This is a genomic window from Negativibacillus massiliensis, assembly GCF_900148495.1.
GTDB classification, from domain to species: Bacteria; Bacillota; Clostridia; order Oscillospirales; family Ruminococcaceae; genus Negativibacillus; species Negativibacillus massiliensis.
Window position 1 is genome coordinate 382,039 of record NZ_FTRU01000008.1, and the last position, 21,185, is coordinate 403,223.

Genomic DNA, 21,185 nt, shown 5'->3' on the forward strand with positions numbered 1-21,185 from the left:
ATACGAAAAGTCTGAATAAAAGAGCTCGTTGCAAAATGTTCATTTTTGCGACGGGCTTTTTTCATGAGCTTCCTCCAGTTTCTTTAGTGCCAATTTAGGTGAAAGCGTTATACTTCAAAACGCAGATAATGTTCATGCTATGAAACTCATAAATGAAAAGGAGGTTCCTCCATGATAAAGGTCGAGCACTTAACAAAGTACTACGGCGACTTTCTGGCGGTCAATGATTTATCTTTTGAAATTGATGAAGGCCATGTATATGGTTTTCTGGGGCCGAATGGAGCTGGAAAAACTACCACAATGAATATTATGACGGGTTGCTTATCTGCCACTTCCGGACATGTGCAGATTGGTGGATTTGATATTTTTGAAGATCCAGATCATGCTAAGCGACTGATCGGATATCTTCCAGAGCAGCCACCGCTGTACATGAACGAAACACCTTTAGAGTATTTGCGATTTGTCGGTGAAGCGAAAGGACTGAAGGGTGCAGAGTTAAAGCAGCAGGTTGATAAAGTAATTGAACAGGTCAAAATCCAGAATGTAAAGGGAAAACGGATTTCTGCATTATCCAAAGGCTATAAACAGCGTGTTGGCATTGCGCAGGCACTTCTTGGCAATCCCAAAGTTATTATCCTGGACGAACCTACCGTAGGTTTGGACCCAATCCAAATTATTGAAATCCGAGATTTGATCAAACAGCTGGGGCAGGACCATACGGTAATTTTAAGTTCCCATATTCTTTCTGAGGTTCAGGCTATCTGTGAAAAGATATTGATCATTGCTCATGGAAAGCTGGTTGCTTTTGACCAACCGGATAAGCTGGAAAGTCAGCTCCTTTCTGCAAATGAGATTTCCTTTAAGACGGATGCACCGGAAAGCGATGTCCGGGAAGCACTCTCCACTGTTGAACACATTACTGAGCTAACGGTAGAAACGACAGAAAATATCCTGTCTGCTCATATTAAGACAGACGCAAAGGATATCCACGCTGTATCAAAAGAGATATTTTTTGCTTTTGCTAAGCGAAATCAGGCATTGCTTGAATTAACCTTGAAGCGAGCAAGCTTGGAGGATATCTTCCTTGAATTGACTGAAACAGAAGATCCGGCAAAAGCAACAGAAGGAGGGGAACAGTCATGATTGCCGTTTTAAAACATGAGCTGAGAAATTATTTTCACTCATTTACTGCCTATGTGTTTGGCGCCTTCCTGCTTGCGATCGTAGGTATTGGTGCGATGCTTTATAATCTGCAGGCAGCAGTAAGTAATTTTGAATATGTACTTAGCTTTGGTACGATTATATTCGTGGTAATTGTTCCGATCCTGACCATGAGAGTTATTGCAGAGGAACGCAAACAGAAGACTGACCAGCTCCTTTATTCTCTCCCAATTTCTACCGTAAAAGTGATTTTGGGAAAATATCTGGCACTTCTGGTTATTTATCTGATTCCGCTTGCAATTATTTCCATCTATCCGCTGATCTTTGCTCAGTTTGGTGATGTGTATCTGCCAACCTCCTATGGATCGCTGGTAGCAATTTTTATCATGGGTGCAGCTTTAGTTGCACTGGGAGTGTTTATTTCTTCTCTGACAGATAACCAGGGACTTGCTGCAGGTATTGGCATTGCAGTGATTTTGTTTAACTATTATAGTGTCAGCCTGTCGGAATATGTTTCCTCGACAGCTTTTGGCAGCGCCATTGCGTTGTCTGTCCTGGCTCTGCTTCTTGGAGTGATCATACGTTATTTAACACGCAATGAGCAGCTTGCTTCTGGTATTTCGCTTATTTTGCTTGCAGTGATTACAGCGACATATTTTCTTAATCCAACAGCCTTTGAAGGGCTTTTACCAAACATCATGCGTCAGCTCTCTCTGTTTGATCGCTTTAACACATTTGTCAGCGGTGTATTTGATCTGACCGCAATCTTTTACTATGTATCTGTGATTGTATTTTTCCTGTTTTTATCTGTACAATCTCTGGAAAAAAGGAGGTATAACTAATGAAAAAGTGGAAACTCCTTCCCAGTACGGAACAGACAAACAGAAATCGCACAGCCTTCCAAGGAGGAGCCTATGCACTGTCTATCACAGCTGTTGTGCTGGCTATTTTAATTGTGCTTAATGTTCTGGTTTCCGCACTTCCTTCCAGTTTAACAAAGTTCGATATCAGTGCAACGAAACTGTATTCCATTACCAGCAATACCAAGGTTGTGGTAAATGCACTTGAGCAAGACGTCACAATTTACTGGATTGTACAATCCGGTGAGGAAGATGATGTTATCGAAACCTTGCTTGGCAAATATGACAGCTTATCGGATCACATCACGGTAGTGAAAAAGAATCCGGATGTATATCCTACTTTTGCAGAGCAGTATACCGATGAAACGGTTCAGAACAACAGCCTTGTTGTGGAATGTGGTGAACGCAGCCGTTTTATAGGTTATGATGATATATACGTACAGGAAGCCAATATGTACTCCTATTCGTACAGCACATCTTTTGATGGTGAGGGCGCGATTACTTCTGCTATCGACTATGTTACAACAGAAGACCTGCCACAGCTGTATGTATTGGAAGGACATGGTGAAAAGGATCTGCCTGAAAACTTTAAAGAGCAGATTGAAAAGGAAAATATTGAGACCAACACACTCTCTCTGCTGAATGTTGATGCAATTCCGGAAGAGGCCGATGTTATTTTAATTTATGAACCTTCGTCGGATCTGTCGGAAGAAGAAGTTGATATGCTTTATCAGTATGCAGAGGACGGCGGTAAATTGCTTGTAATGGCTGGTCCAACACAAGATGGTACCCTGGAAAACTTGTATGGACTTCTGGAAAATTATGGTGTGGAAACCTGTGAAGGTATCGTGGTTGAAGGCAATCGTGATAACTATACCATGCAGCCACATATTCTTTTGCCAGAGATGTCGAGCAACGAAATTACCGACTCGCTCATTGAGGAAAACTACTATCCAAACATGCCGATTTCTCAGGGCATGATTATCAATGATGAAAGTGGCTCTGTGACCCCTCTGCTCACTACCACAGACCAGTCGTTCAGCAAGACAGCAGGTTACGAGCTTACCACATACGAGAAAGAGGATGGAGATATCGACGGTCCATTTACCGTTGCTCTGACTGTTGACTGCACTAACGAAGGCCAGATTGTCTGGTTCTCATCCGCTGCATTTTTGGATGACATGTATAATGCATTGTCCTCCGGTTCAAACTCTGACCTCGCAATGAATGCGCTTTCTTCTCTCATCGGCGAGAATGAAGCGATGGCAATCCGCAGCAAGTCTTTGAACTATAACTACCTTTCTATTACAGATTCTACTGCTTCGCTGCTCAAGACACTGATGATTGGGGTATTCCCACTTGCTTATCTTGGCATTGGCGTAGTTGTAATTTTGAAGAGAAGGAGAGAACAAAATGAAGCGAGCTAAACGGATCTATATACTGCTTGGAATTTTGGCAGTTATTTGTGTTGTCACCTTTTTTGTAGTGAAACACGAAGAAAAACAGGAAAATATCCGGAATAGCGGTGAGGTCGTTTTGGAAGTGGATGTGGATTCGGTTGAGTCTATCTCCTGGGAGAATGAATCAGAATCGTTGGCATTCCACAAAGAGGATGGTTGGATTTACGATGATGATACAGCTTTCCCTGTAAACGAAGAAAAAATAAATGAACTCATCGAACAATTTGAACAGTTCAGTGCTGCATTTATCATCGAAGAAGTAACGGATTACAGCCAATATGGATTGGATGATCCTGTTTGTACAATCGAAATGGTTGCTGGTGAGGAAACATACAATATTAAACTGGGAGACTATAGTTCTATGGATTCTCAGCGTTATGTTTCTATCGGTGATGGTAACGTATATTTGGCAACAAGCGATCCGATGGACTATTTTGATGCAACTCTCAGCGATATGATCCTCCACGACGACACTCCTTCTTTTGATAATGTAGAAAGCATTGATTTCAAAGGAAGCGACAGTTATCATGTGGTTTATCAGGAATATACCGAGGATAGCCCTTACACTTACTGCGAAGATGACGTTTATTTTAAGGAAGATGGAGAAAACTTGCTTCCTCTGGATACCTCGAAGGTAAACAGCTATCTGAGCAGCATCACATATCTGACCCTCAGCGATTATATGACATATAATGCTGGGGAAGAAGATTTGGCTACTTACGGACTGGATAATCCAGAGTTGACAGTAACGGTGCAGTATACACCAGATGCGGAAGATGATTCCGAAGTAACGAGTGAAACCTTTACCATCAGTATCAGCCGTGACCCTGAAGAACGTGAAAAAGCAGAGAACGCTTCTGAAGAAACGGATACGGAAGAAAGTGAAGAAGAGGTTACTGCATACGCACGAATCGGAGATTCCAAGATTATCTATCAGATCAGCTCCAGCAGTTATGAATCTTTGATGGCTGCCAGCTACAATGATCTGAGACATCCTGAAGTTTTAACTGCATCTTTTGATGACATTACTTCTATGGATATTTCTTTGGATGGTTCGGTTTATACCATTACCTCAAAGGGAACTGGCGATGAAAAGACCTTCTACTATGGAGAAGAAGAAATCGCTATCGATGACCTGCAGTCTGCTTTGGAAAATATGGATGCATCAAGCTTTACTGATGAAACACCTTCTCAGAAGGAAGAAATTTCTGTAACTGTTCATCTTGACAATGAGGTTCATCCTCAAGTACAAATCCAATTGTATCGTTATGATGGAGAGCAATGTCTTGCTATGGTTGACGGACAGTCTGTTTCCTTAGTACCGCGTTCCGATGTGGTCGATTTGATAGAAGCAGTTAATGCACTTGTCCTTTAAAAAAAGAGAGCACATGGTGATGATGTCATCACCATGTGCTCTTTCTTTATAGTAGGCAGGGATCATGTAGAGATACAAAAAAGAAAATCACAGTAAAGAATACGATACGTAAATAAAATGCCTGAAGTTGAAAAAATAGAAGCAACATGTTACACTACAATTAGATAGTATGTAATTTGTAAAAGAAGGAGAGATCTTGTGAAACGATTTTTATGTCTTTGTCAGGCATTTTGTATTGTTGCTTTGTGTCTGCTGACCGGCTGTCAGTCAAATGACACAGAACTTTATGAGCAGCTGACCAATCAGGCTGCATCCGAACAAACATCCGAGCAGAAAAGCGGGCAGGATGCGGCACTTTCTCCACAGGAAAAGCCTTTGAGCGGAACGCTGCAGGTCAGCACCTATTACGATGAGGAAATTAGTGCACGCGCCGAAGAGTTTGAGCAGCTGCATCCCGAAGTACAGATCGAGGTTTCGATTGCCCAGCAGAGCGGTTCGGTCGGGGAGAGTTGGGAGGACTATCTCCAGCGCACTTCGGTGGAGATGATGAGCGGGCAGTCAGCCGATATCGTCGATCTAGCACAGATGTCAGTAAGCCGCTATGCCAAAAGCGGCCTGTTGTGCAACATCTATGACTTTATGGAGATGGACAGCGATTTTCACAGCGAGGACTACTATACCAATATTTTTAAGGCAAAGGAGTACGACGGCGGGCTGTACTCTATGCCATTTTATTTTCTGTACGATATGACCTATCTGAGCCGCCCGCTGCTCGAAGAGGCTCGACTGGATGCACCCGATGCGTTAGATTATGAGAAGATGCTTGATCTGTACCGTCAGGTAAGCGACAGGACAGGAAAAGATTTTTCCATCATGCCCGGCATTATCAGCGAATGGTTTTTCAAATATGAATTTCCCGCTTACTATGACATTGAGACAGGAACAGCAAACTTCGACAGCCCGGAATTTATCAACTATTTAAAGAGAACCAAGGAAGAAATCCCCAAATTGGAGAACGTGGCAGACTGGGATATGACCCGTGTTGCCGGTGGAGTGGATGACTTTATGCAAGAGGACTATCTGTTCTGCAACTATGATGTCACCTCCATAGATACTTACAATATGCTGATTGACTATCCGAACATCCTGCCGCCGGTGCCAATGCGCAGCCACGACGGGCAGTTTGGTTTTTCCACCCTGCAGGCTGACTACGGCATTGTCCGCAGCTGCGAAAACAAGGAGCTTGCCTGGGAATTTCTAAAGTATTGTATCTCCGAAAAACAGCCGCCCGAAAGTTTGGAACACGAGGCAGTGATGGACTATACCGGTCAGTTTCATGCCTGGGTGCCGATCAATATCCAGAATTTCTATCATTCTTTTACCTTGGAATGTAACTACTACCGCAGCATCATGACCGATGTCACCAACTGGAAGCAGGGTGACCCACAGCAGCTGACCGAGCAGGCGGTGGATCAGATTCATGAATGGAACCTGCAGCGTAATTTTGCCTGCTCCGAGACAGAGATCTTTGGACTTTTACAGGAAGAACTGAACAACTATTATCAGTACGACCTTGCCACCGCCGAGGAGACGGCAAAGTCGATTCAAACCAAGATGAACATCTTTTTAAACGAGTGATGGGATATGAACAAGGTAAAATGGTATGGAGCAATTCTTGCGCTGTTTTTTGTCCTGATGGGGGCAACGACCATCTATTCCTGCATTACCAACCGCAATCATCTGCCGCTGGTGAGCCTTATTCTGCTCGAAACGGTAGAAGATGGATGCTATCGTGTGCCAAATCAGGCGGTGCAGGAGCAGGGGTATCGTCATCTGTTTGTGGTGGAGGAAGAGCAAGGTGCTTGGGGTAAGGAGTATGTCTGCCGGGAGATCCTGCTGCCCAATGTAAGCAACGAAGGGCAGACCACCCTGATTTATACTGACTTTGGAGGACTTCCAGTGGTAGTCAGCAGCACCGAGCCGCTGTCTGACGGGACTGTAGTTCGTTTGTCCTGAAAGGAGGGAGAAAGATGAACGAAAAACGGTTATGGAAACTGTTTTTGCCCCCTTCTTTGGGAGGAGTACTGGTGTTTTATCTGCTTCCCTTTGTGCTGTCGCTCTACTATGGCATGATCGACAACATGGGAAGCCGGCAGTTTGTGGGGCTTCAAAATGTCGTGGAGACGCTTAAAAATCCGATGTTTTTGCAGGCGGCAGGGAATACTGCCGTCTATCTTGGACTTTCCATTCCGCTGATTTTACTGCTTTCGCTGGGACTTGCACTTTTGCTGCACCGCGGGAAACGTGCGCTGTTGTTTGCGCTGCTTGTGCCTTTGGTGCTGCCATCGGGAGTAACCGCCTTTTTCTGGAATGCGATTTTCAGTGCCGGAGGTTTGATTAACAAGATGCTGTATCTGCTGGGACTGCCGCTTGTGAATTGGAAAACCTCGGCGGTTGCCATCGTGATTCCGGTGATTCTGTTTTTGTGGAAGAATACCGGACTCATCACCGCCATCATGCTCATCGGATACAGCCGCATTCCGCGGGAATACTACGAGATTGCCGCCGGAGAGGGTGCAACGCCGTGGATATGTTTTTACAAGGTGACGCTGCCCTATCTTGCACCGACCCTCTTTCTTTCCGGACTGATCGCGGTGATTCAGTCCTTTAAGGTGTTTCGAGAGCTGTACATTCTGTTCGGAGCCTATCCAAACCCGCACCTCTATCTGTTGCAGCACTACATGAACAATCAGTTTTCCAGCCTGAATCTGCAAAAACTTTCGGCGGCATCACACATTCTCTTTGCGCTGATGGCGGTGGTGATTTTGCTTACCTATTTAATGCAGAAGCGGCTGAGTGACCGGTTTACCAGCGTGGAGCTTTCCCCGACTAAGGTGCTCTCCACAGGGAAAAAGACAAGCACGTTAGCAGGAAAACTCGTACTTTGGTCGACTGCTGCTATGTCACTTTTCCCGCTGTTGTTTACTGTGAGCAACTCCTTTTTGTCGCCGCAGGAGGTCATCAACCGTTATTCCAGTCAGGTGCTGCCCGGTAATGCCGACAGCCTTGCGCGGGATGGGCTGCATTTTGTGCAGATGACCCTGCTGCCAACAGAGCCGACCCTTGCACAGTACAAAGAGTTTCTGCTGCAAAGTCCAGCATATCTTAGGATGTTTTGGAACTCGGTGCTGCTGATTGTGCCGATCTTGCTCGGACAACTGGTGGTATCGGTGCTGGCAGCCTACGCCTTCGAGCGTTCGCACTGGAAGTATAAGGAGGCTGCTTTTGCCGTCTATCTGGTGATTTTGCTGATGCCGATGCAGGTGACGTTGGTACCAAATTACATCACAGCCGACCTGCTGGGACTGCTCAACAGCTACTGGGCAATCATCCTGCCGGCTATTTTTCATCCGCTGGGTGTCTTTTTACTGCGTTTGCAAATGAAAGGATTTGATAAAGCGTGGGTCGAAGCGGCGCAGGACTGCGGTGCCAGCGAGTGGCAGATTTTCCGGAGGGTTATTTTGCCGAATCTGCGCCCAGGGATTATGGTGGTGTTAGTACTGACAGTGGCCGAATACTGGAACATCATCGACCAGGCAATCGTATTTCTCGACAGTACCGTCAAACAGCCGCTGTCGGTGTCCCTCTCCCAGATGCTGGCAGGAGAAAGCGGGATTTTCTTTGCAGCGTCCTGCATTTATGTGCTGCCGGTATTGCTTATTTTTGGAATGGGAAAAGCGACAACAAAATAAATAGATATCAGCTTTTAAAATAACAAATGCCCGGAATTTTTCCGGGCATTTGTTATTTTTTTCTGCTCTGAATTTTAGAAAAAGACGGAATTGATACCAGAGGAAAAGCTAAACCTATCGAGTTAGAAAAAACCAGACTCATAAATGAATATATTTTTACAATCATCTGTAATATGGAAAATTATTTATTTGATGTACAAAATATCCAATAAAAAATATGTTTGTATTTAAAAACTAACGAAAAAAATTCTTAAAAGAAAAAATGTGTTGACAGTGAAAAGAACGGGTGATATTATGATGGTGAAAAAAATATTATAATTATGAAAATAAAATTGGATGGAACCTCATCTTAAAAATAAACAGGAAAGGAGAAATTGGTATGGAGAATAATACGCCATATATTCAAAAAGCTGTTTTAATTGACGATCGGCGAATCGAACTGTATTGGAATACGCAGGTGCGACGCGCTGATTGTGAAAAGAATTTTCTGGTAAAATATGCCGGAGAAAAGCGGGAATTGTTCCACTGGACCAGCAATATGGAGTGGAGTTATGGAACTCTTTACCAGAAAGAAAGCATGCGCACAACTTTGTCACTTTCCGAGCCGGTGGATGTCAGCTGCGCATCAAAGCTGACAGTACAGGTAACCGGAGAGGTGGAGGATCTGGAAGATCATCCTGCTGATTATACGAGGGTATATGAAGTTGTGTATGAACCGTACTACACCACACAAATCTGCACCAATTGCGGGATTGTCGTTAAGGCAGGAAAAACAGTGCAGAGAAGCAGTGTAGAAAAAGCGGCTGTTATTGTTGATATGATGCTGGAAAAACTTCCGCAGGTTGCACAGGAATTGGTACGGAGACAGGCTTCTGTAGCGGTATATGGTCTCAAGGAAAACGCTTTTGATGTGCCGGGACACCGAATGGGTTATCTTTTAGCAACACGTCATATCGAAGGATTTGGCGGTGAGATGACAAACCCGCTCTCATCCATTTCAGAAGCAAATGTAATCCGTCTGAGAAGCGGAAGATATGCAACCAGTTATCCTCATGAAATGATTCTGGTACATGAGTTTGGTCATGCTATCCATTTAGTTGGAATGGATGGGCTGGAAGACAAAACGCTCAGCAATCGTGTCAAAGAGTGTTATCAGCATGCAAAGGATGCCGGACTTTGGCATGACACCTACGCAATCAGCAACCATGAGGAATATTTTGCAACACTGGGAACCATCTGGTTCAATGTGATGCAGGAAGGTGTGGATGGACGCTGGGATGGTATTCGCGGACCGGTCAACACCCGCAGAGAGCTGGAAGAGTATGATCCGCAGGGATATGAGTTGATGAAGGACATCTATCCATATCGTCTGCTTCCTGCTCCGTGGGATCATAATACCGATCATTATGATATTAACGGAAATCTTCGTGCATCTATGCAAACGTATGATTTGGGCCCGGACAAATTTGACTGGGATTTTATCAAATAAATTTGTAGAGCAAAATTGGGGGAATTATTATGGCAAATCCTGTACAGGCAAGTACAAGTCAGGTTGCACAACTGCGCAGCCAGAAAAGCTTTTTTGGTCATCCAAAGGCAATTGGAACTTTAAGTTTCATGCAGCTTTGCAACTCGTTTGCAAACTATGGCATGAGTGCAATCCTGGTTTATTATCTGTATGCGGCAGCACCGGAAGGACTGGGATTTACACAGGAGAACGCAGCACAGCTGGTATCTTTGTACTCTGCAGTATCCATCCTGACCGGAATTATCGGAAGCTATGTTGCTGACCGCGTACTTGGTCCAAGAAAAGCGCTGGGATTAGCAAGAAGTGTACAGGCAGTTGCTTATCTGTGTCTTGCTATTCCATTTTTGGGCGTGTATGGATATGTAGCAAGCCAGGCACTTCTTTGTCTGGGAACCATGCTTTCCGGACGAAGCCTGGAAGCATTGACCGGAAAGATGTATGAAAAAGAGGATAAACGCCGCGATGGTGCGTTTGCAATCTCTTATGTTATTTCCAATATCGGTGCAGCAGCTCCTGCTATCTCCGGTACAGTAGCATTGATGACTGGTTACAATGTTGCATTTGCAATGTGCGCAGTATTTGCAATTCTTGGTGTTGTCAGCTACTATGCAACCGAGAAAAAATTCTTTGGTCCAATCGGACAGGAACCAGATGACCCGCTTTCTCCAGAGAAAAAGAAATCCTTTATGATGAAATTTGCAATTATCGTGGTTGCAGCAGTAGTTGTTATGGCAGTTCTGTTTACAACTGGTATCCTGACCATCAATGTATTTGCAAACTTCATGAGCACCGCAGCAATTTTCATTCCAGTAATCTATCTGGTTTACATTATCAAGAGCCCTAAAACAGAAAAAGAAGAATCTAAACACGTTTTGTACCTGATTCCAATGTATATCTGTAACTGTTTTGCAATGCTGGTTTGGACACAGTCCACATCCATCCTTGCAATCTACGCAGAGCAGAGAGTAAACAGAAATCTGTTTGGATTTGAAATCACACCTGCTGCTTTTCAGACTCTTCCAGCAGTTCTGGCTATTATCTTTGGTATCATCGTGACAGCACTCTGGACAAAACTTGGCAAAAAACAGCCATCCGCTCCGACCAAAATCGGTATCGGTACCATCTTCTGGGGCTGTGGTCCACTGTTTATGATTATCCCATTCGTTCTGTATGCAGCAGATGTTAAGGTAAGTCCAATGTGGCTTGTTATGTTCTATGTTCTGATTATCTTTGGTGAAGCAATCACCAATGCGGTTGGTTATTCTTCGGCTTCCCTGGTTGCACCAAAAGCATTTACAACCCAGATGATGACAGTATGGAGCATGAGCCAGTCTACCGGTGCTGCACTGAGCACTCTGGCAGTTAACTTCTATCATGAAGGTTCGGAAGCTACCTACTTCCTGCTGATCGGCGGTATCACCTGTTTTGTTGGTTTGTTGGTTATGGTATTTGCGAAAAAACTTGAAAAAGGAATGGGCCTTGCCGATAACAAGGAAGCAGAATAATCGAAAAAAGAACATCCGCTCCATTTTGCTTGGAGCGGATGCTCTGGTTTGGAAAGGACGAATTAATAATGAATCAGAGAATGCAGTTGTTAAAATCTGCCATGCAGCAGGATAAAGTAGAAGCACTGATTATCAGCAGGGGTTCGGATATTAAATATCTGACCGGATTTACTGGTGAATATGGAGTTGCTGTATTGCTCTTAACAGCAGATAAAGATTATTTTATCACAGATGGACGCTTTACCAATCAGGCAGAACAGGAAACAGAAGGTCTGGAAGTAAGCGCATTTATACGCGGTTCGAGCTACTTTGCCCGTACCGGAGAACTGGTAAAACAGTGCGGAATCAAAGAATGCGGAATTTATGGAGAGGATATCTCCTTTGCAGATTATCAGGCACTGACCAAAGAGTGTACAGGAACACATTTTGTACAGGCCGCTCCTTATGTAGAAAATCTTCGCCGGATCAAGACACCGGAAGAAATTGCAACAATCCGCAAAGCCTGCCGTATTTCGGAGCGATCCTTTTACGCTCTGCTTGATGTGATTAAGCCGGGTGTTACCGAAATCGATATTGCAAATGAGCTGGAATACCAGTTCCGCAGCCGTGGAGGCTCTGGTTTCTGCTTTGAAACCATTGTTGCTTCCGGACCAGACAATGGGGCAAACTGCCATGCTACCCCATCCATGCGCAAAATTCAGCAAGGCGATCTGGTCACCATTGATTTCGGAACCCGTTATCAGGATTATTGTTCCGATATCACCCGTACTGTCGCAGTAGGAGAGATCAAAAATCAGGAACTTCTCAATATTTACCGCATTGTCCGGGACAGCAAACGAGAAGCAGAAAAGGTGTTGGCACCAGGCCTTGCCATGAGCCAGCTGCATAAAGTAATCAATCAGTATGTGGAAGAAAGAGGATATAAGATTCCACATGGTCCGGGACATAGCTTTGGTCTGGATATCCATGAGGCTCCATTTATTTCCGCAGCCAATGATTATCAGCTCCAGCCAGGTGTAATTCATACCATCGAGCCGGGAATCTATGTTCCAGGTGTTGGAGGTGTCAGAATCGAGGATGATTACCTGATTACAGAAAGTGGATTTGAACGCCTTACCAATATTACAGACGAATTGATTATTCTGTAATTTAAGAAAGGAAGAACAGCATGAATTATACACAGGCAATCGATCAGGTGAGAGATGTCGTTGTTAAGATGCGCTATCTGGAGTCGATTGACAATATTATATACTGCGATAAATGGCATGTTTGCCCCAAAGATGGATTTTCCTATGAGGCGGATGTAAATGCTTACCTTGCAGAGATTCGCCACGATCAGCTGGTCAATGACCATGTTGCACAGTTGGTGGCTTACTTTGAGACAGTTGATGACAGCCAGTACCAGAACGATATTGAACGCGGTATGGTAAGCTATCTGATAGCAAAATATAAAGAAGCAGTTCAGATTCCAGCACAGCTTCAGGCAAGACTCAACAAAGCGTGTTCGGAAGGACAGCTGGAATGGGAACGCTGCGTCCATGCAAACGACTACGAGTCTTTTAAACCAGTATTAAAGGAAGCGTTTGATGTTCAAAGAGAGATTGCCCAGGCGATTGATCCAACAAAACCGGTTTACCAGGTTTTGGTCAACCGATTTGATAAGGACTTTACTTTGGAAGAAATTGACGCCATTTTTGAAAAGCTCAAAGAAGCAATTCGGGATATTTTGGCAAAAACAGAAGAAAGCAGGGCGAAAATTGACACTTCTGTTTTAAAGAACGATGCAGATAAACAGACCATGATGGAGCTTGTACGGGAAGTTCAGGATCTGCTGGGATTTGACTGGAATAAGGGTGTTATGTATGAGGTACATCATCCAGTTTGTACCTGCAACGGTCCACGGGATTCCCGTCCATCCACAAATTATTATGAGCTGTTCCGCAGCCTGCTTGCTGCTGCACACGAGACAGGACACGGTTTGTACAACTATAATGGCAGTGATGAGGTAGCAGCAGCTGGGCTTTGGGGCGGAATCGACGGGGCAATGCATGAGTCCCAGTCTAAGTTCTATGAAAATATGGTGGGCCGCACCAAAGAATTCTGGACAGCATTTTATCCGAAGCTGCAAGAGAAAATTCCAAAATATCGCGATGTAAAACTGGATGACCTGCTGTGTGCGCTGAATAAACCAATTCCGGGAACCAATCGTTTGAACGCAGATGAGCTGACCGTTGACCTGCATATTATTCTGCGTTATGAATTGGAACGGGATTACTTTGAAGGTAAGATCAGTGTAGATACCATGGATCAGGCATGGAATGCAAAATATAAAGAATACCTTGGAGTAGAACCAAAAACATATTCGGAAGGCGTTTTACAGGATGTTCACTGGGCTTCCGGTTATATCGGCTATTTCCAGGGATATACCTTGGGTGAAATTTATGCAGCACAGATGCGCCACAAGATGCTGGAAGACTGCCCGGATGCCTATGAAAAGCTGGCACAGGGAGATATCAGCGTGATTAATCAGTGGCTCAAAGAGCATGTACATCAGTACGGACAGACCTATTCGGTACGTCAGACACTGATCAAGGCAACCGGAGAAGATGTTAATATTCAGTATTATATTGATTATCTGCGAGATAAATTCTTAAGATAACTTCGCCAAGCATTTTATATATTCCCGAAGAAATCGGAGAGGCTCATATAACCTCTCCGATTTCTTTTTCCCTTGTCAAGCCCCAAAAATTATTTTATAATAGCGATAAAGGAATCAGGAAAGGGTGTCTTGCGATGAAAATTGATGACATTGATCGTGTGGGAAATCGGATCAAGGATATTCGAAAGAAAAAATCACTTACCATTACAGAACTTGCAAAATATACGGATTTGTCGGTGGGATATCTGAGCAATATCGAGCGTAATCAGACCAGTCCGACGCTGCGAAATCTTTCCACCATCTGTTCGGCACTGAATATTTCTTTGAGGGATATTATTACAGAAGATGCAGATGAGCGGGTTGTAATTCGCAAAGAAGAAGGGGTAGTCAGAGAGTATCCGGAGTACCATATGACCATTCGTTTTATTGATTTTGGAGACGATAATGGTGAATATCAGATTGCTACTATGAAGCCGGGTAAAACACAGAAGGTGGCTGAAGGTATGCATCCATATCAGGAAATTGGAATAGTGCTTCAGGGAGAACTGAACATTGAAGTGGATGGAACAAAGTATGTTTTGAAACAGGGAGATTCCATCCGCATTAAACCCCATAATTTTCATACTATGCAAAATTTAGGAAAAGAAGACTGTGTCAGCTTGTGGTATGTTCGTCGTTCGGTGGGATGGGACAAAGTATAAAGATACGTTGATCGAAACGTGGTATCAATAGAATTGTGCACCGATACGAAAAATGAGTTAAAGGAAACTACCAATAAAATATTTGAAAAAACAGGCTGCGATATGGTGGATACCGTATCACAGCCTAAGTTTTTCTATGGTGTTTATAGCATTGTGAACACATCTATTTATCATAGAAATAGAAGATTTTTATGGACAGGTTCTCGGTGCTGCCTTTTTCAGAAAGAAGTTCGAATCTGTGATAACTATAATTTATGACAGAATAACTTTAAAGTATTAGATTTTCTTTCTGTTCATCGGTATAATAGGAATCGACAACAGGGCATGGATAAACGGATTTGGCTGCCTTGATAAAATCCTTTACCGCGGTGCGAAGCGTGTTATACTGATTCCAGATGAGATAAACATATACTTTGGTAAATTCAGGGATCTCGATGGCAGTATACAGGTCGCTGTCCGGAATGGTTTTATGAAACAGTAGCGTGCCGGCAGTATTGCTTTCCACAAATTGCTGAATAATCGCAATCTGATTGGTATTCAGGATAATGTTGGGAACCAGCTTGTGCTGAGCGCAGGTTTTCAGGGTATTGGTTGTCAGGAAAGAGTCTTCTGTCAGCAGTGCCAGTGGGATTTGACAGATTTCTTTTAAAGAAAGAGATCTTGATGATGCAAGAGGATGCTTTTTGGACAGATAGAGACAGATTCTGGAAGTGGCAAGCAGATAGGAACCAAAGGCAGAAGAAACCGGGGAATCAGAAGAAATCATGGCAAGATCAAGTTTTCCATCCAGAATTTTCTGGTGGTTCATGATACTTCCGCTTTCCACGATGTTGACCTTGATCTGTGGATATTGCCGGTGCAGCTGATGGATGATCGGCGGGAAGAACAGCGTTGCACTGGCAGGAGGAAGTCCAAAATGGACCACCTGATTGGATTGGCCAAGGATTTTCATTCGGCTGACAAAGTAATTGGTTTGTTCCAGCAGACGGTTGGTTTCATCCAGAAACTGACGTCCCTCTTCGGTTAGAACCAGACCTTTGTTTTGACGCAGAAACAGGGTGAGTCCAAATTCCTGTTCCAGATCATGAATGACATGTGTCAGGCTGGGCTGAGAAACATGCAGTTCTTCCGCTGCCCTGGTTAGATTACAGTGTTTGCAGATGGTCTGAAAGTATTCCAGCTGAGAGAGTTTCACAAGCAGTCCTTCTTTCTGAGATATATTACTTTATATTATAGCAGAAAGAGAAAAAAAGACCAAACAAACAGCAAGGAGAAAAAGGAGAAAATTATCATGAAAGAACTTTGGAAACTGTACCGGGTGTTCTTCAGCATTGGGATCTGCACCTTTGGAGGGGGATATGCAATGTTGTCCCTTCTTCAGCGCGTTATCGTAGAGCAGTATCACTGGGCATCAGAAGAAGAACTGATGGATTATTATGCAATTGGTCAGTGTACCCCTGGTATTATTGCATTAAACACCTCGACCTTCATCGGCTATAAATACAAAAAACTGCCGGGTGCAATTACAGCGACACTGGGATTTTTAAGCCCTTCTATTTTAATTATCGTATTGATCGCAGCGTTTATGACTAATTATGCTTCCCTTCCGGTTGTAAATCATGCCTTTGCAGGAATCCGAATCTGTGTATGTGCCCTGATTCTGGATGCAGTGCTGAAACTTGGTAAAAAATCTATTGTGGATAAAAGTAGTGTTATTATTTTTCTTGTAGTGGTTGGTCTGGCAGCCTTCACCAATATTTCAACCATTCTTCTGGTTATTGCAGCCGGCATTGCAGGATATCTGATTTATTATGTTATGGGGAGCAAGAGAGCATGATTTTACTTCGTTTAATGTATGAATTTTGTAAGACCGGTCTGTTTGCAGTAGGCGGCGGACTGGCAACTTTGCCTTTTTTGTATGAAATGGCGGAAAAAACAGGATGGTTTACCAATCAGGATATTTTGAATCTGGTTGCGATCTCGGAATCAACTCCTGGAGCGATTGGAATTAATATGTCCACCTATGTTGGTTTTTTGACCAGTGGGATACCTGGTGCGATCTGTGCAACATTAGCATTGGCATTTCCTTCCATTGTAATTATTGTTCTGGTTGCAAAATGCATGGAGCAGTTTAAGAACTCTCCAATTGTAGCGGCAGTATTCAAGGCACTTCGCCCAGCATCTACCGGATTGATTCTGGCAGCCAGCCTCAGTGTGGCTCAGCTGGCATTTTTCAAAGGGGAATGGAGTGGATTTTCCCAGATTGGAAGTTTTCTGGCAACCATCAACCTTCCAGCGATTGTACTTGCAGTAGCTTTGTTTGCTTTCATGAGAAAGTTTAAAATGCATCCGATTGCTTATATCGGAATTGCAGCAGCGATTGGATTAATATTTCAGATGTAAAGAAAGCCCTCCATTTTTAAATGGAGGGCACTTTATATATTTGACAGATTCTCAACAAAAAAGAAAGAATTTTGTAAGAAAAACTAATAAACAGATAGAGAAAATCTATCATATTACCATAGAATATTTAAAAATTAAATTTGACTCTCCGAATAAATGGTGCTATGTTAAGACTGCATGAAATATATGTTAAATTCTTCGAATGGAAGAATAAAAAAAGAAGTATCTTTGGAGGCATATCATGAAAAAAGTACTGGCAATGCTTTTATCGACAGCAATGGTTTTGTCGATGATGACAGGTTGTGGTTCTACCACCAATCAGGAAGCATCAAATGAACAGAACACTACAGAAGAAGCAACAGAAGCACCGGAAGAAACCACTGCAGAAGCAGAGGAAACTCCGGCAGAAGAGGATGAATTCCAGGCATCGGTTATGTTCTGTGGTTCCACTTCGCTTTATCCAATCATTTCGTCGCTTGCATCTTCCTTTACAGAAGAATATGTAACTTGGGATAAGGTAGATTCCTCTTTCCCAGAAGAAAACATTTCCATTTATGTTGCACCAGGCGGTTCCGGAGTAGGTGTCAGTGCAGCAATCGATAAGACAGCAGACTTCGGTATGGTTGCCCGCGATATGAAGGACAGCGAAATCGAAGAGCTGGGAGAAAATTATCAGGAATTTATCGTTGCAAGAGATGCTCTGACCGTATCGGTTAACTCCCAGAATCCAATCTGCCAGATTACCGATGATATGTCCACCGAGACCATCCGCAAAATTTTTGCAGGTGAGCTGACAACCTGGGATCAGGTAGACGCTTCTCTTCCAGCAGAAACCATCAATGTTTATATCCGTGACCTTTCCGGCGGCGCATACGAAGTATTCCAGAAATCGGTTATGGGAGACAGCGAAGTAACTGCTTCCGCAACCCAGTCCGCATCGATGACCGAACTTGCTACCAACATTGCTAACGACCCATGGGCAATCGGTTATGCAGGATTTGGTGCTTACAACAAAGCAAATGAAGCAGGACAGGTTCTGACTGCAATGAAGGTTGACGGTGTAGAAGCTACCACCGAAAATATCATCAGCGGAACTTACACCATTCAGCGTCCGGTTATGTTTGTAACTGGCGACACCATTTCCGATTCCGAACAGAAATTCATCGATTATGTATTTTCCCAGGTTGGCTATGATGTTGTAGAAGCAAACGGTTATATCCCGGCATTTACACCAGCTGCATAAATTAAAAAATAAAAAGCTTGATGCTGCTGCCCAATGTGGCAGCAGCATTTTGTTGTATGATAAAAAGGAAAGGGATGTAAGGATGCGAAGGTGGAAAAACAGGATCTTTTCTCTGCTAGTTTATGGATTGACAGCAATGACAGTTCTGGTGCTTGCATTTGTCATTTATTTTATCGTGAAAGAAGCACTTCCGACCTTTCAGGAGGTCAGTGTGACCGACTTCCTGTTTGGACAGCGCTGGATGCCGATTGCCTATACAGGAGAAGTATCGTTTGGAATTTTTAATTTCATCATGGCAACGCTGTATGTTTCCTTTCTTGCTTTAGCGATGGCTATTCTGGTGGGAATCGGTGCGGCAATCTTTCTTTCCTGTGTGGCTTCAGAGAGGATGCGAGGAATTTTGTATCCCTTTGTGGATTTGCTTGCGGGCATTCCATCCGTCATCTATGGATTTATTGGACTGGTAATTTTAGTAAAATATTTTATTCGGGCGGGAATTCCGACCGGTTCCTGTGTTCTGGCAGCAGGAATTTTACTGGCAATTATGCTGCTGCCGTTTCTGGTGTCCTCCTGCAGCGAGACAATGCTCAAGGTAAAGGAGGAGTACCTTCCCTGCGCAGAGGCAATGGGAATTTCCAGATGGTACGCAATTGCGACTATCATACTGCCTGCTTCCTGGAAGAATATCATGATGTCCATGATTTTGGCGATTGGACGTGCCATGGGTGAGACCATGGCGGTCATGATGGTGATAGGAAATGCAAACCTTTTCCCACATCTTTTGGGAAAAAGTGAGAGCATCGCTTCGGTCATTGCACTTGAAATGGGAACAGCAGTTGTGGGCAGCACACATTACCATGCACTGTATGCAGCAGGAATGGTTCTGATGATTCTGTTGTTTGCAATAAATCTGATTATTACCATACTTCGGGAAAAATTGATTGGATAGGGGGGAACAGGATGCATTGGCAGGCAAGGCTGACCAAATACTGGGCTTATCTCAGTATGGGATTGGTGACAGCCATTATTTTATTTTTGTTTGGATATGTGTTTTACCGGGGAGCAGATACTATCAGCTGGGAATTTTTGACACAGGCTCCCAGTGGAGCGGTGCTGGGGGAAGAAGGCGGAATCTGGCCGGCGATTGTGGGAAGCATTTGTTTTACCGCAACAGCCATTGTACTTGGCAGTATTCCGGCAATTGCAACCGCTTTGTATATGGTGTTCTACTGTAAAAACCGCCGCATAAAAGGATTGATCCGAATGGTTGTTCAGTGCATTTCCGGAATTCCCTCTATTGTTTTGGGATTGTTTGCCTATAGTTTTCTGGTGCGGGATCTTGCATGGGGAAGATGTATCTTGTCTTCCGGTGTGGCTCTGGCAATTATGATTCTTCCCTTTATTGAGGTTCGGGCAGAAAAGACTTTTCACGAACTTCCGCCCCAGATGGTGCAGTCTTCCTATGCACTGGGATGTTCCAGATGGTATACAGTCTGGAACATCATCTTGCCGGCATGCAAGGGCGAGTTGGTGTCCGGAATCATTCTGGGCGGATGTTATGCGATGGGCGCAACGGCACCAATGATCTTTACAGGAGCAGTTGCGTACGCAAGTGTGCCGAAGAGCTTGATGGAGCCCGCAATGGCACTACCGATGCATCTGTATCTGCTGCTGGCACAGGGAACGACATCCATGGACACAGCTTATGGAACAGCATTTGTGATGATGGCTTTAATCTTACTGAGCAATCTGTTGGCAACCATATATGCAAGGAGGAGCCAGAAAAAATGGAAAGTATCATGACATTAGACCGCGTGGGAGCAAGTTACGATGGAAAACCTGCGCTGGAAGATATTTCGATGGAGATTTTTCCCCACAGCATTACAGCTATCATCGGTCCGTCCGGATGCGGAAAATCGACCCTGCTTCGCTGCATGAATGGATTGCTGAAAGAGGAAAGCGGAGCAGCAGTTTCCGGCAATATCCTGCTCAAAGGTCAGGACATTGTCAAAATGGAACCGGAAGAAGTGCGTCGCCGGGTAGGGCTGGTGTTTCAAACTCCGTCCCCATTTCCATTTTCCATCTATAAAAATATGACCTATGCTCTGCGATATTATGGCGTAAAGGATAAAAAGGAACTGGATCGTCAGGTGAAGGAAAAACTTCAGATGGCAGGGTTATATGATGAGGTGGCGCAGGAACTGGATAAAAGCGCACACAAGCTCTCCGGAGGGCAGCAGCAGCGTTTGTGCATAGCCCGTGCCTTAACAGTTGAGCCGGAGATTCTCCTGCTGGACGAGCCGTGTTCTGCGCTGGATGTCAAATCTTCCAGCGTCATCGAGAAGATGCTCACACAGCTGAAAGAAAAATACACTATTGTGATTGTGACCCATAATATTGCGCAGGCACGGCGAATTTCCGACCATGTTGCATTTTTGTTTGGTGGAAAGCTGATTGAGTTTGCACCGGCAAAACAGATCTTTTCTCAGCCAAAAGAGGAAGAGACAAAAGCATTTCTGGAAGGAATCTACGGTTAAT

19 protein-coding genes are annotated in these 21,185 nt (G+C 44.0%); 18 read left to right on the plus strand and 1 reads right to left on the minus strand.

Annotated elements, in window-relative coordinates:
• Positions 1-171: 171 nt before the first annotated feature.
• The 12 genes from BQ5375_RS07885 to BQ5375_RS07945 all read left to right on the plus strand — a co-directional run bounded on the left by BQ5375_RS07885 (position 172) and on the right by BQ5375_RS07945 (position 15,001).
• Entirely contained in the window at positions 172-1,143 is a 972-nt protein-coding gene (locus BQ5375_RS07885) for an ABC transporter ATP-binding protein (protein ID WP_076917682.1), read from the plus strand.
• Positions 1,140-2,003, plus strand: a complete 864-nt coding sequence (locus BQ5375_RS07890) for an ABC transporter permease (RefSeq protein WP_076917683.1) — start codon at positions 1,140-1,142, stop codon at positions 2,001-2,003. The genes BQ5375_RS07885 and BQ5375_RS07890 overlap by 4 nt, the downstream gene beginning before the upstream one ends.
• On the plus strand, positions 2,003-3,448 hold the full coding sequence (locus BQ5375_RS07895; protein WP_076917684.1) for a GldG family protein: 1,446 nt from the start codon (positions 2,003-2,005) through the stop codon (positions 3,446-3,448). The genes BQ5375_RS07890 and BQ5375_RS07895 overlap by 1 nt, the downstream gene beginning before the upstream one ends.
• Entirely contained in the window at positions 3,435-4,856 is a 1,422-nt protein-coding gene (locus tag BQ5375_RS07900) for a DUF4340 domain-containing protein (protein ID WP_076917685.1), read from the plus strand. Before BQ5375_RS07895 ends, BQ5375_RS07900 begins: the two co-directional genes overlap by 14 nt.
• Positions 4,857-5,054: 198 nt before the next feature.
• Positions 5,055-6,494: an ABC transporter substrate-binding protein gene (locus BQ5375_RS07905; RefSeq protein WP_022133465.1), complete on the plus strand. Its 1,440-nt coding sequence runs from the start codon at positions 5,055-5,057 to the stop codon at positions 6,492-6,494.
• 6 nt (positions 6,495-6,500) lie between these two features.
• Positions 6,501-6,872 (plus strand): hypothetical protein, encoded by a 372-nt coding sequence (locus BQ5375_RS07910; RefSeq protein WP_022133464.1) that lies wholly within the window; start codon positions 6,501-6,503, stop codon positions 6,870-6,872.
• A gap of 14 nt (positions 6,873-6,886) precedes the next feature.
• Entirely contained in the window at positions 6,887-8,608 is a 1,722-nt protein-coding gene (locus tag BQ5375_RS14125; RefSeq protein ID WP_022133463.1) for an ABC transporter permease, read from the plus strand.
• A 379-nt stretch (positions 8,609-8,987) separates the two neighbouring features.
• Entirely contained in the window at positions 8,988-10,097 is a 1,110-nt protein-coding gene (locus tag BQ5375_RS07925; protein ID WP_022133462.1) for a hypothetical protein, read from the plus strand.
• A 29-nt stretch (positions 10,098-10,126) separates the two neighbouring features.
• Positions 10,127-11,641, plus strand: a complete 1,515-nt coding sequence (locus tag BQ5375_RS07930) for a peptide MFS transporter (protein ID WP_022133461.1) — start codon at positions 10,127-10,129, stop codon at positions 11,639-11,641.
• A gap of 68 nt (positions 11,642-11,709) precedes the next feature.
• A complete protein-coding gene (locus tag BQ5375_RS07935; protein WP_022133460.1) occupies positions 11,710-12,789 on the plus strand; it encodes a M24 family metallopeptidase in 1,080 nt (359 codons plus the stop codon).
• Positions 12,790-12,809: 20 nt separating this feature from the next.
• The gene (locus tag BQ5375_RS07940) at positions 12,810-14,300 is read left to right on the plus strand and encodes a gluzincin family metallopeptidase (RefSeq protein ID WP_022133459.1); all 1,491 of its coding nucleotides are present in this window, start codon (positions 12,810-12,812) and stop codon (positions 14,298-14,300) included.
• Between the two features lie 134 nt (positions 14,301-14,434).
• Complete coding sequence (locus BQ5375_RS07945; RefSeq protein ID WP_022133458.1) at positions 14,435-15,001, plus strand: helix-turn-helix domain-containing protein; 567 nt, start codon at positions 14,435-14,437, stop codon at positions 14,999-15,001.
• A gap of 268 nt (positions 15,002-15,269) precedes the next feature.
• Here the strand turns inward: BQ5375_RS07945 and BQ5375_RS07950 are convergent, their stop codons facing one another.
• Complete coding sequence (locus tag BQ5375_RS07950) at positions 15,270-16,196, minus strand: LysR family transcriptional regulator (RefSeq protein ID WP_076917686.1); 927 nt, start codon at positions 16,194-16,196, stop codon at positions 15,270-15,272.
• A gap of 96 nt (positions 16,197-16,292) precedes the next feature.
• Between BQ5375_RS07950 and BQ5375_RS07955 the strand changes: the two genes are divergently transcribed.
• The 6 genes from BQ5375_RS07955 to BQ5375_RS07980 all read left to right on the plus strand — a co-directional run bounded on the left by BQ5375_RS07955 (position 16,293) and on the right by BQ5375_RS07980 (position 21,184).
• Entirely contained in the window at positions 16,293-16,838 is a 546-nt protein-coding gene (locus BQ5375_RS07955; RefSeq protein ID WP_022133455.1) for a chromate transporter, read from the plus strand.
• Positions 16,835-17,404, plus strand: coding sequence for a chromate transporter (locus BQ5375_RS07960; RefSeq protein WP_022133454.1), 570 nt, complete (start codon positions 16,835-16,837; stop codon positions 17,402-17,404). Before BQ5375_RS07955 ends, BQ5375_RS07960 begins: the two co-directional genes overlap by 4 nt.
• A gap of 241 nt (positions 17,405-17,645) precedes the next feature.
• Positions 17,646-18,647 (plus strand): phosphate ABC transporter substrate-binding protein, encoded by a 1,002-nt coding sequence (locus BQ5375_RS07965; protein WP_022133453.1) that lies wholly within the window; start codon positions 17,646-17,648, stop codon positions 18,645-18,647.
• A gap of 82 nt (positions 18,648-18,729) precedes the next feature.
• Complete coding sequence (pstC, locus tag BQ5375_RS07970; protein WP_022133452.1) at positions 18,730-19,596, plus strand: phosphate ABC transporter permease subunit PstC; 867 nt, start codon at positions 18,730-18,732, stop codon at positions 19,594-19,596.
• A gap of 11 nt (positions 19,597-19,607) precedes the next feature.
• Entirely contained in the window at positions 19,608-20,450 is an 843-nt protein-coding gene (pstA, locus tag BQ5375_RS07975) for a phosphate ABC transporter permease PstA (RefSeq protein ID WP_022133451.1), read from the plus strand.
• Positions 20,435-21,184: a phosphate ABC transporter ATP-binding protein gene (locus BQ5375_RS07980; protein WP_022133450.1), complete on the plus strand. Its 750-nt coding sequence runs from the start codon at positions 20,435-20,437 to the stop codon at positions 21,182-21,184. Before pstA ends, BQ5375_RS07980 begins: the two co-directional genes overlap by 16 nt.
• Position 21,185 lies beyond the last annotated feature (1 nt).

Coding starts and splice junctions, on each gene's coding strand:
- BQ5375_RS07885 (WP_076917682.1), top strand. CDS start 172: ATGATAAAGGTCGAGCACTTAACAAAGTACTACGGCGACTTTCTGGCG.
- BQ5375_RS07890 (WP_076917683.1), top strand. CDS start 1,140: ATGATTGCCGTTTTAAAACATGAGCTGAGAAATTATTTTCACTCATTT.
- BQ5375_RS07895 (WP_076917684.1), top strand. CDS start 2,003: ATGAAAAAGTGGAAACTCCTTCCCAGTACGGAACAGACAAACAGAAAT.
- BQ5375_RS07900 (WP_076917685.1), top strand. CDS start 3,435: ATGAAGCGAGCTAAACGGATCTATATACTGCTTGGAATTTTGGCAGTT.
- BQ5375_RS07910 (WP_022133464.1), top strand. CDS start 6,501: ATGAACAAGGTAAAATGGTATGGAGCAATTCTTGCGCTGTTTTTTGTC.
- BQ5375_RS14125 (WP_022133463.1), top strand. CDS start 6,887: ATGAACGAAAAACGGTTATGGAAACTGTTTTTGCCCCCTTCTTTGGGA.
- BQ5375_RS07925 (WP_022133462.1), top strand. CDS start 8,988: ATGGAGAATAATACGCCATATATTCAAAAAGCTGTTTTAATTGACGAT.
- BQ5375_RS07930 (WP_022133461.1), top strand. CDS start 10,127: ATGGCAAATCCTGTACAGGCAAGTACAAGTCAGGTTGCACAACTGCGC.
- BQ5375_RS07935 (WP_022133460.1), top strand. CDS start 11,710: ATGAATCAGAGAATGCAGTTGTTAAAATCTGCCATGCAGCAGGATAAA.
- BQ5375_RS07940 (WP_022133459.1), top strand. CDS start 12,810: ATGAATTATACACAGGCAATCGATCAGGTGAGAGATGTCGTTGTTAAG.
- BQ5375_RS07945 (WP_022133458.1), top strand. CDS start 14,435: ATGAAAATTGATGACATTGATCGTGTGGGAAATCGGATCAAGGATATT.
- BQ5375_RS07955 (WP_022133455.1), top strand. CDS start 16,293: ATGAAAGAACTTTGGAAACTGTACCGGGTGTTCTTCAGCATTGGGATC.
- BQ5375_RS07960 (WP_022133454.1), top strand. CDS start 16,835: ATGATTTTACTTCGTTTAATGTATGAATTTTGTAAGACCGGTCTGTTT.
- BQ5375_RS07965 (WP_022133453.1), top strand. CDS start 17,646: ATGAAAAAAGTACTGGCAATGCTTTTATCGACAGCAATGGTTTTGTCG.
- pstC (WP_022133452.1), top strand. CDS start 18,730: ATGCGAAGGTGGAAAAACAGGATCTTTTCTCTGCTAGTTTATGGATTG.
- pstA (WP_022133451.1), top strand. CDS start 19,608: ATGCATTGGCAGGCAAGGCTGACCAAATACTGGGCTTATCTCAGTATG.
- BQ5375_RS07980 (WP_022133450.1), top strand. CDS start 20,435: ATGGAAAGTATCATGACATTAGACCGCGTGGGAGCAAGTTACGATGGA.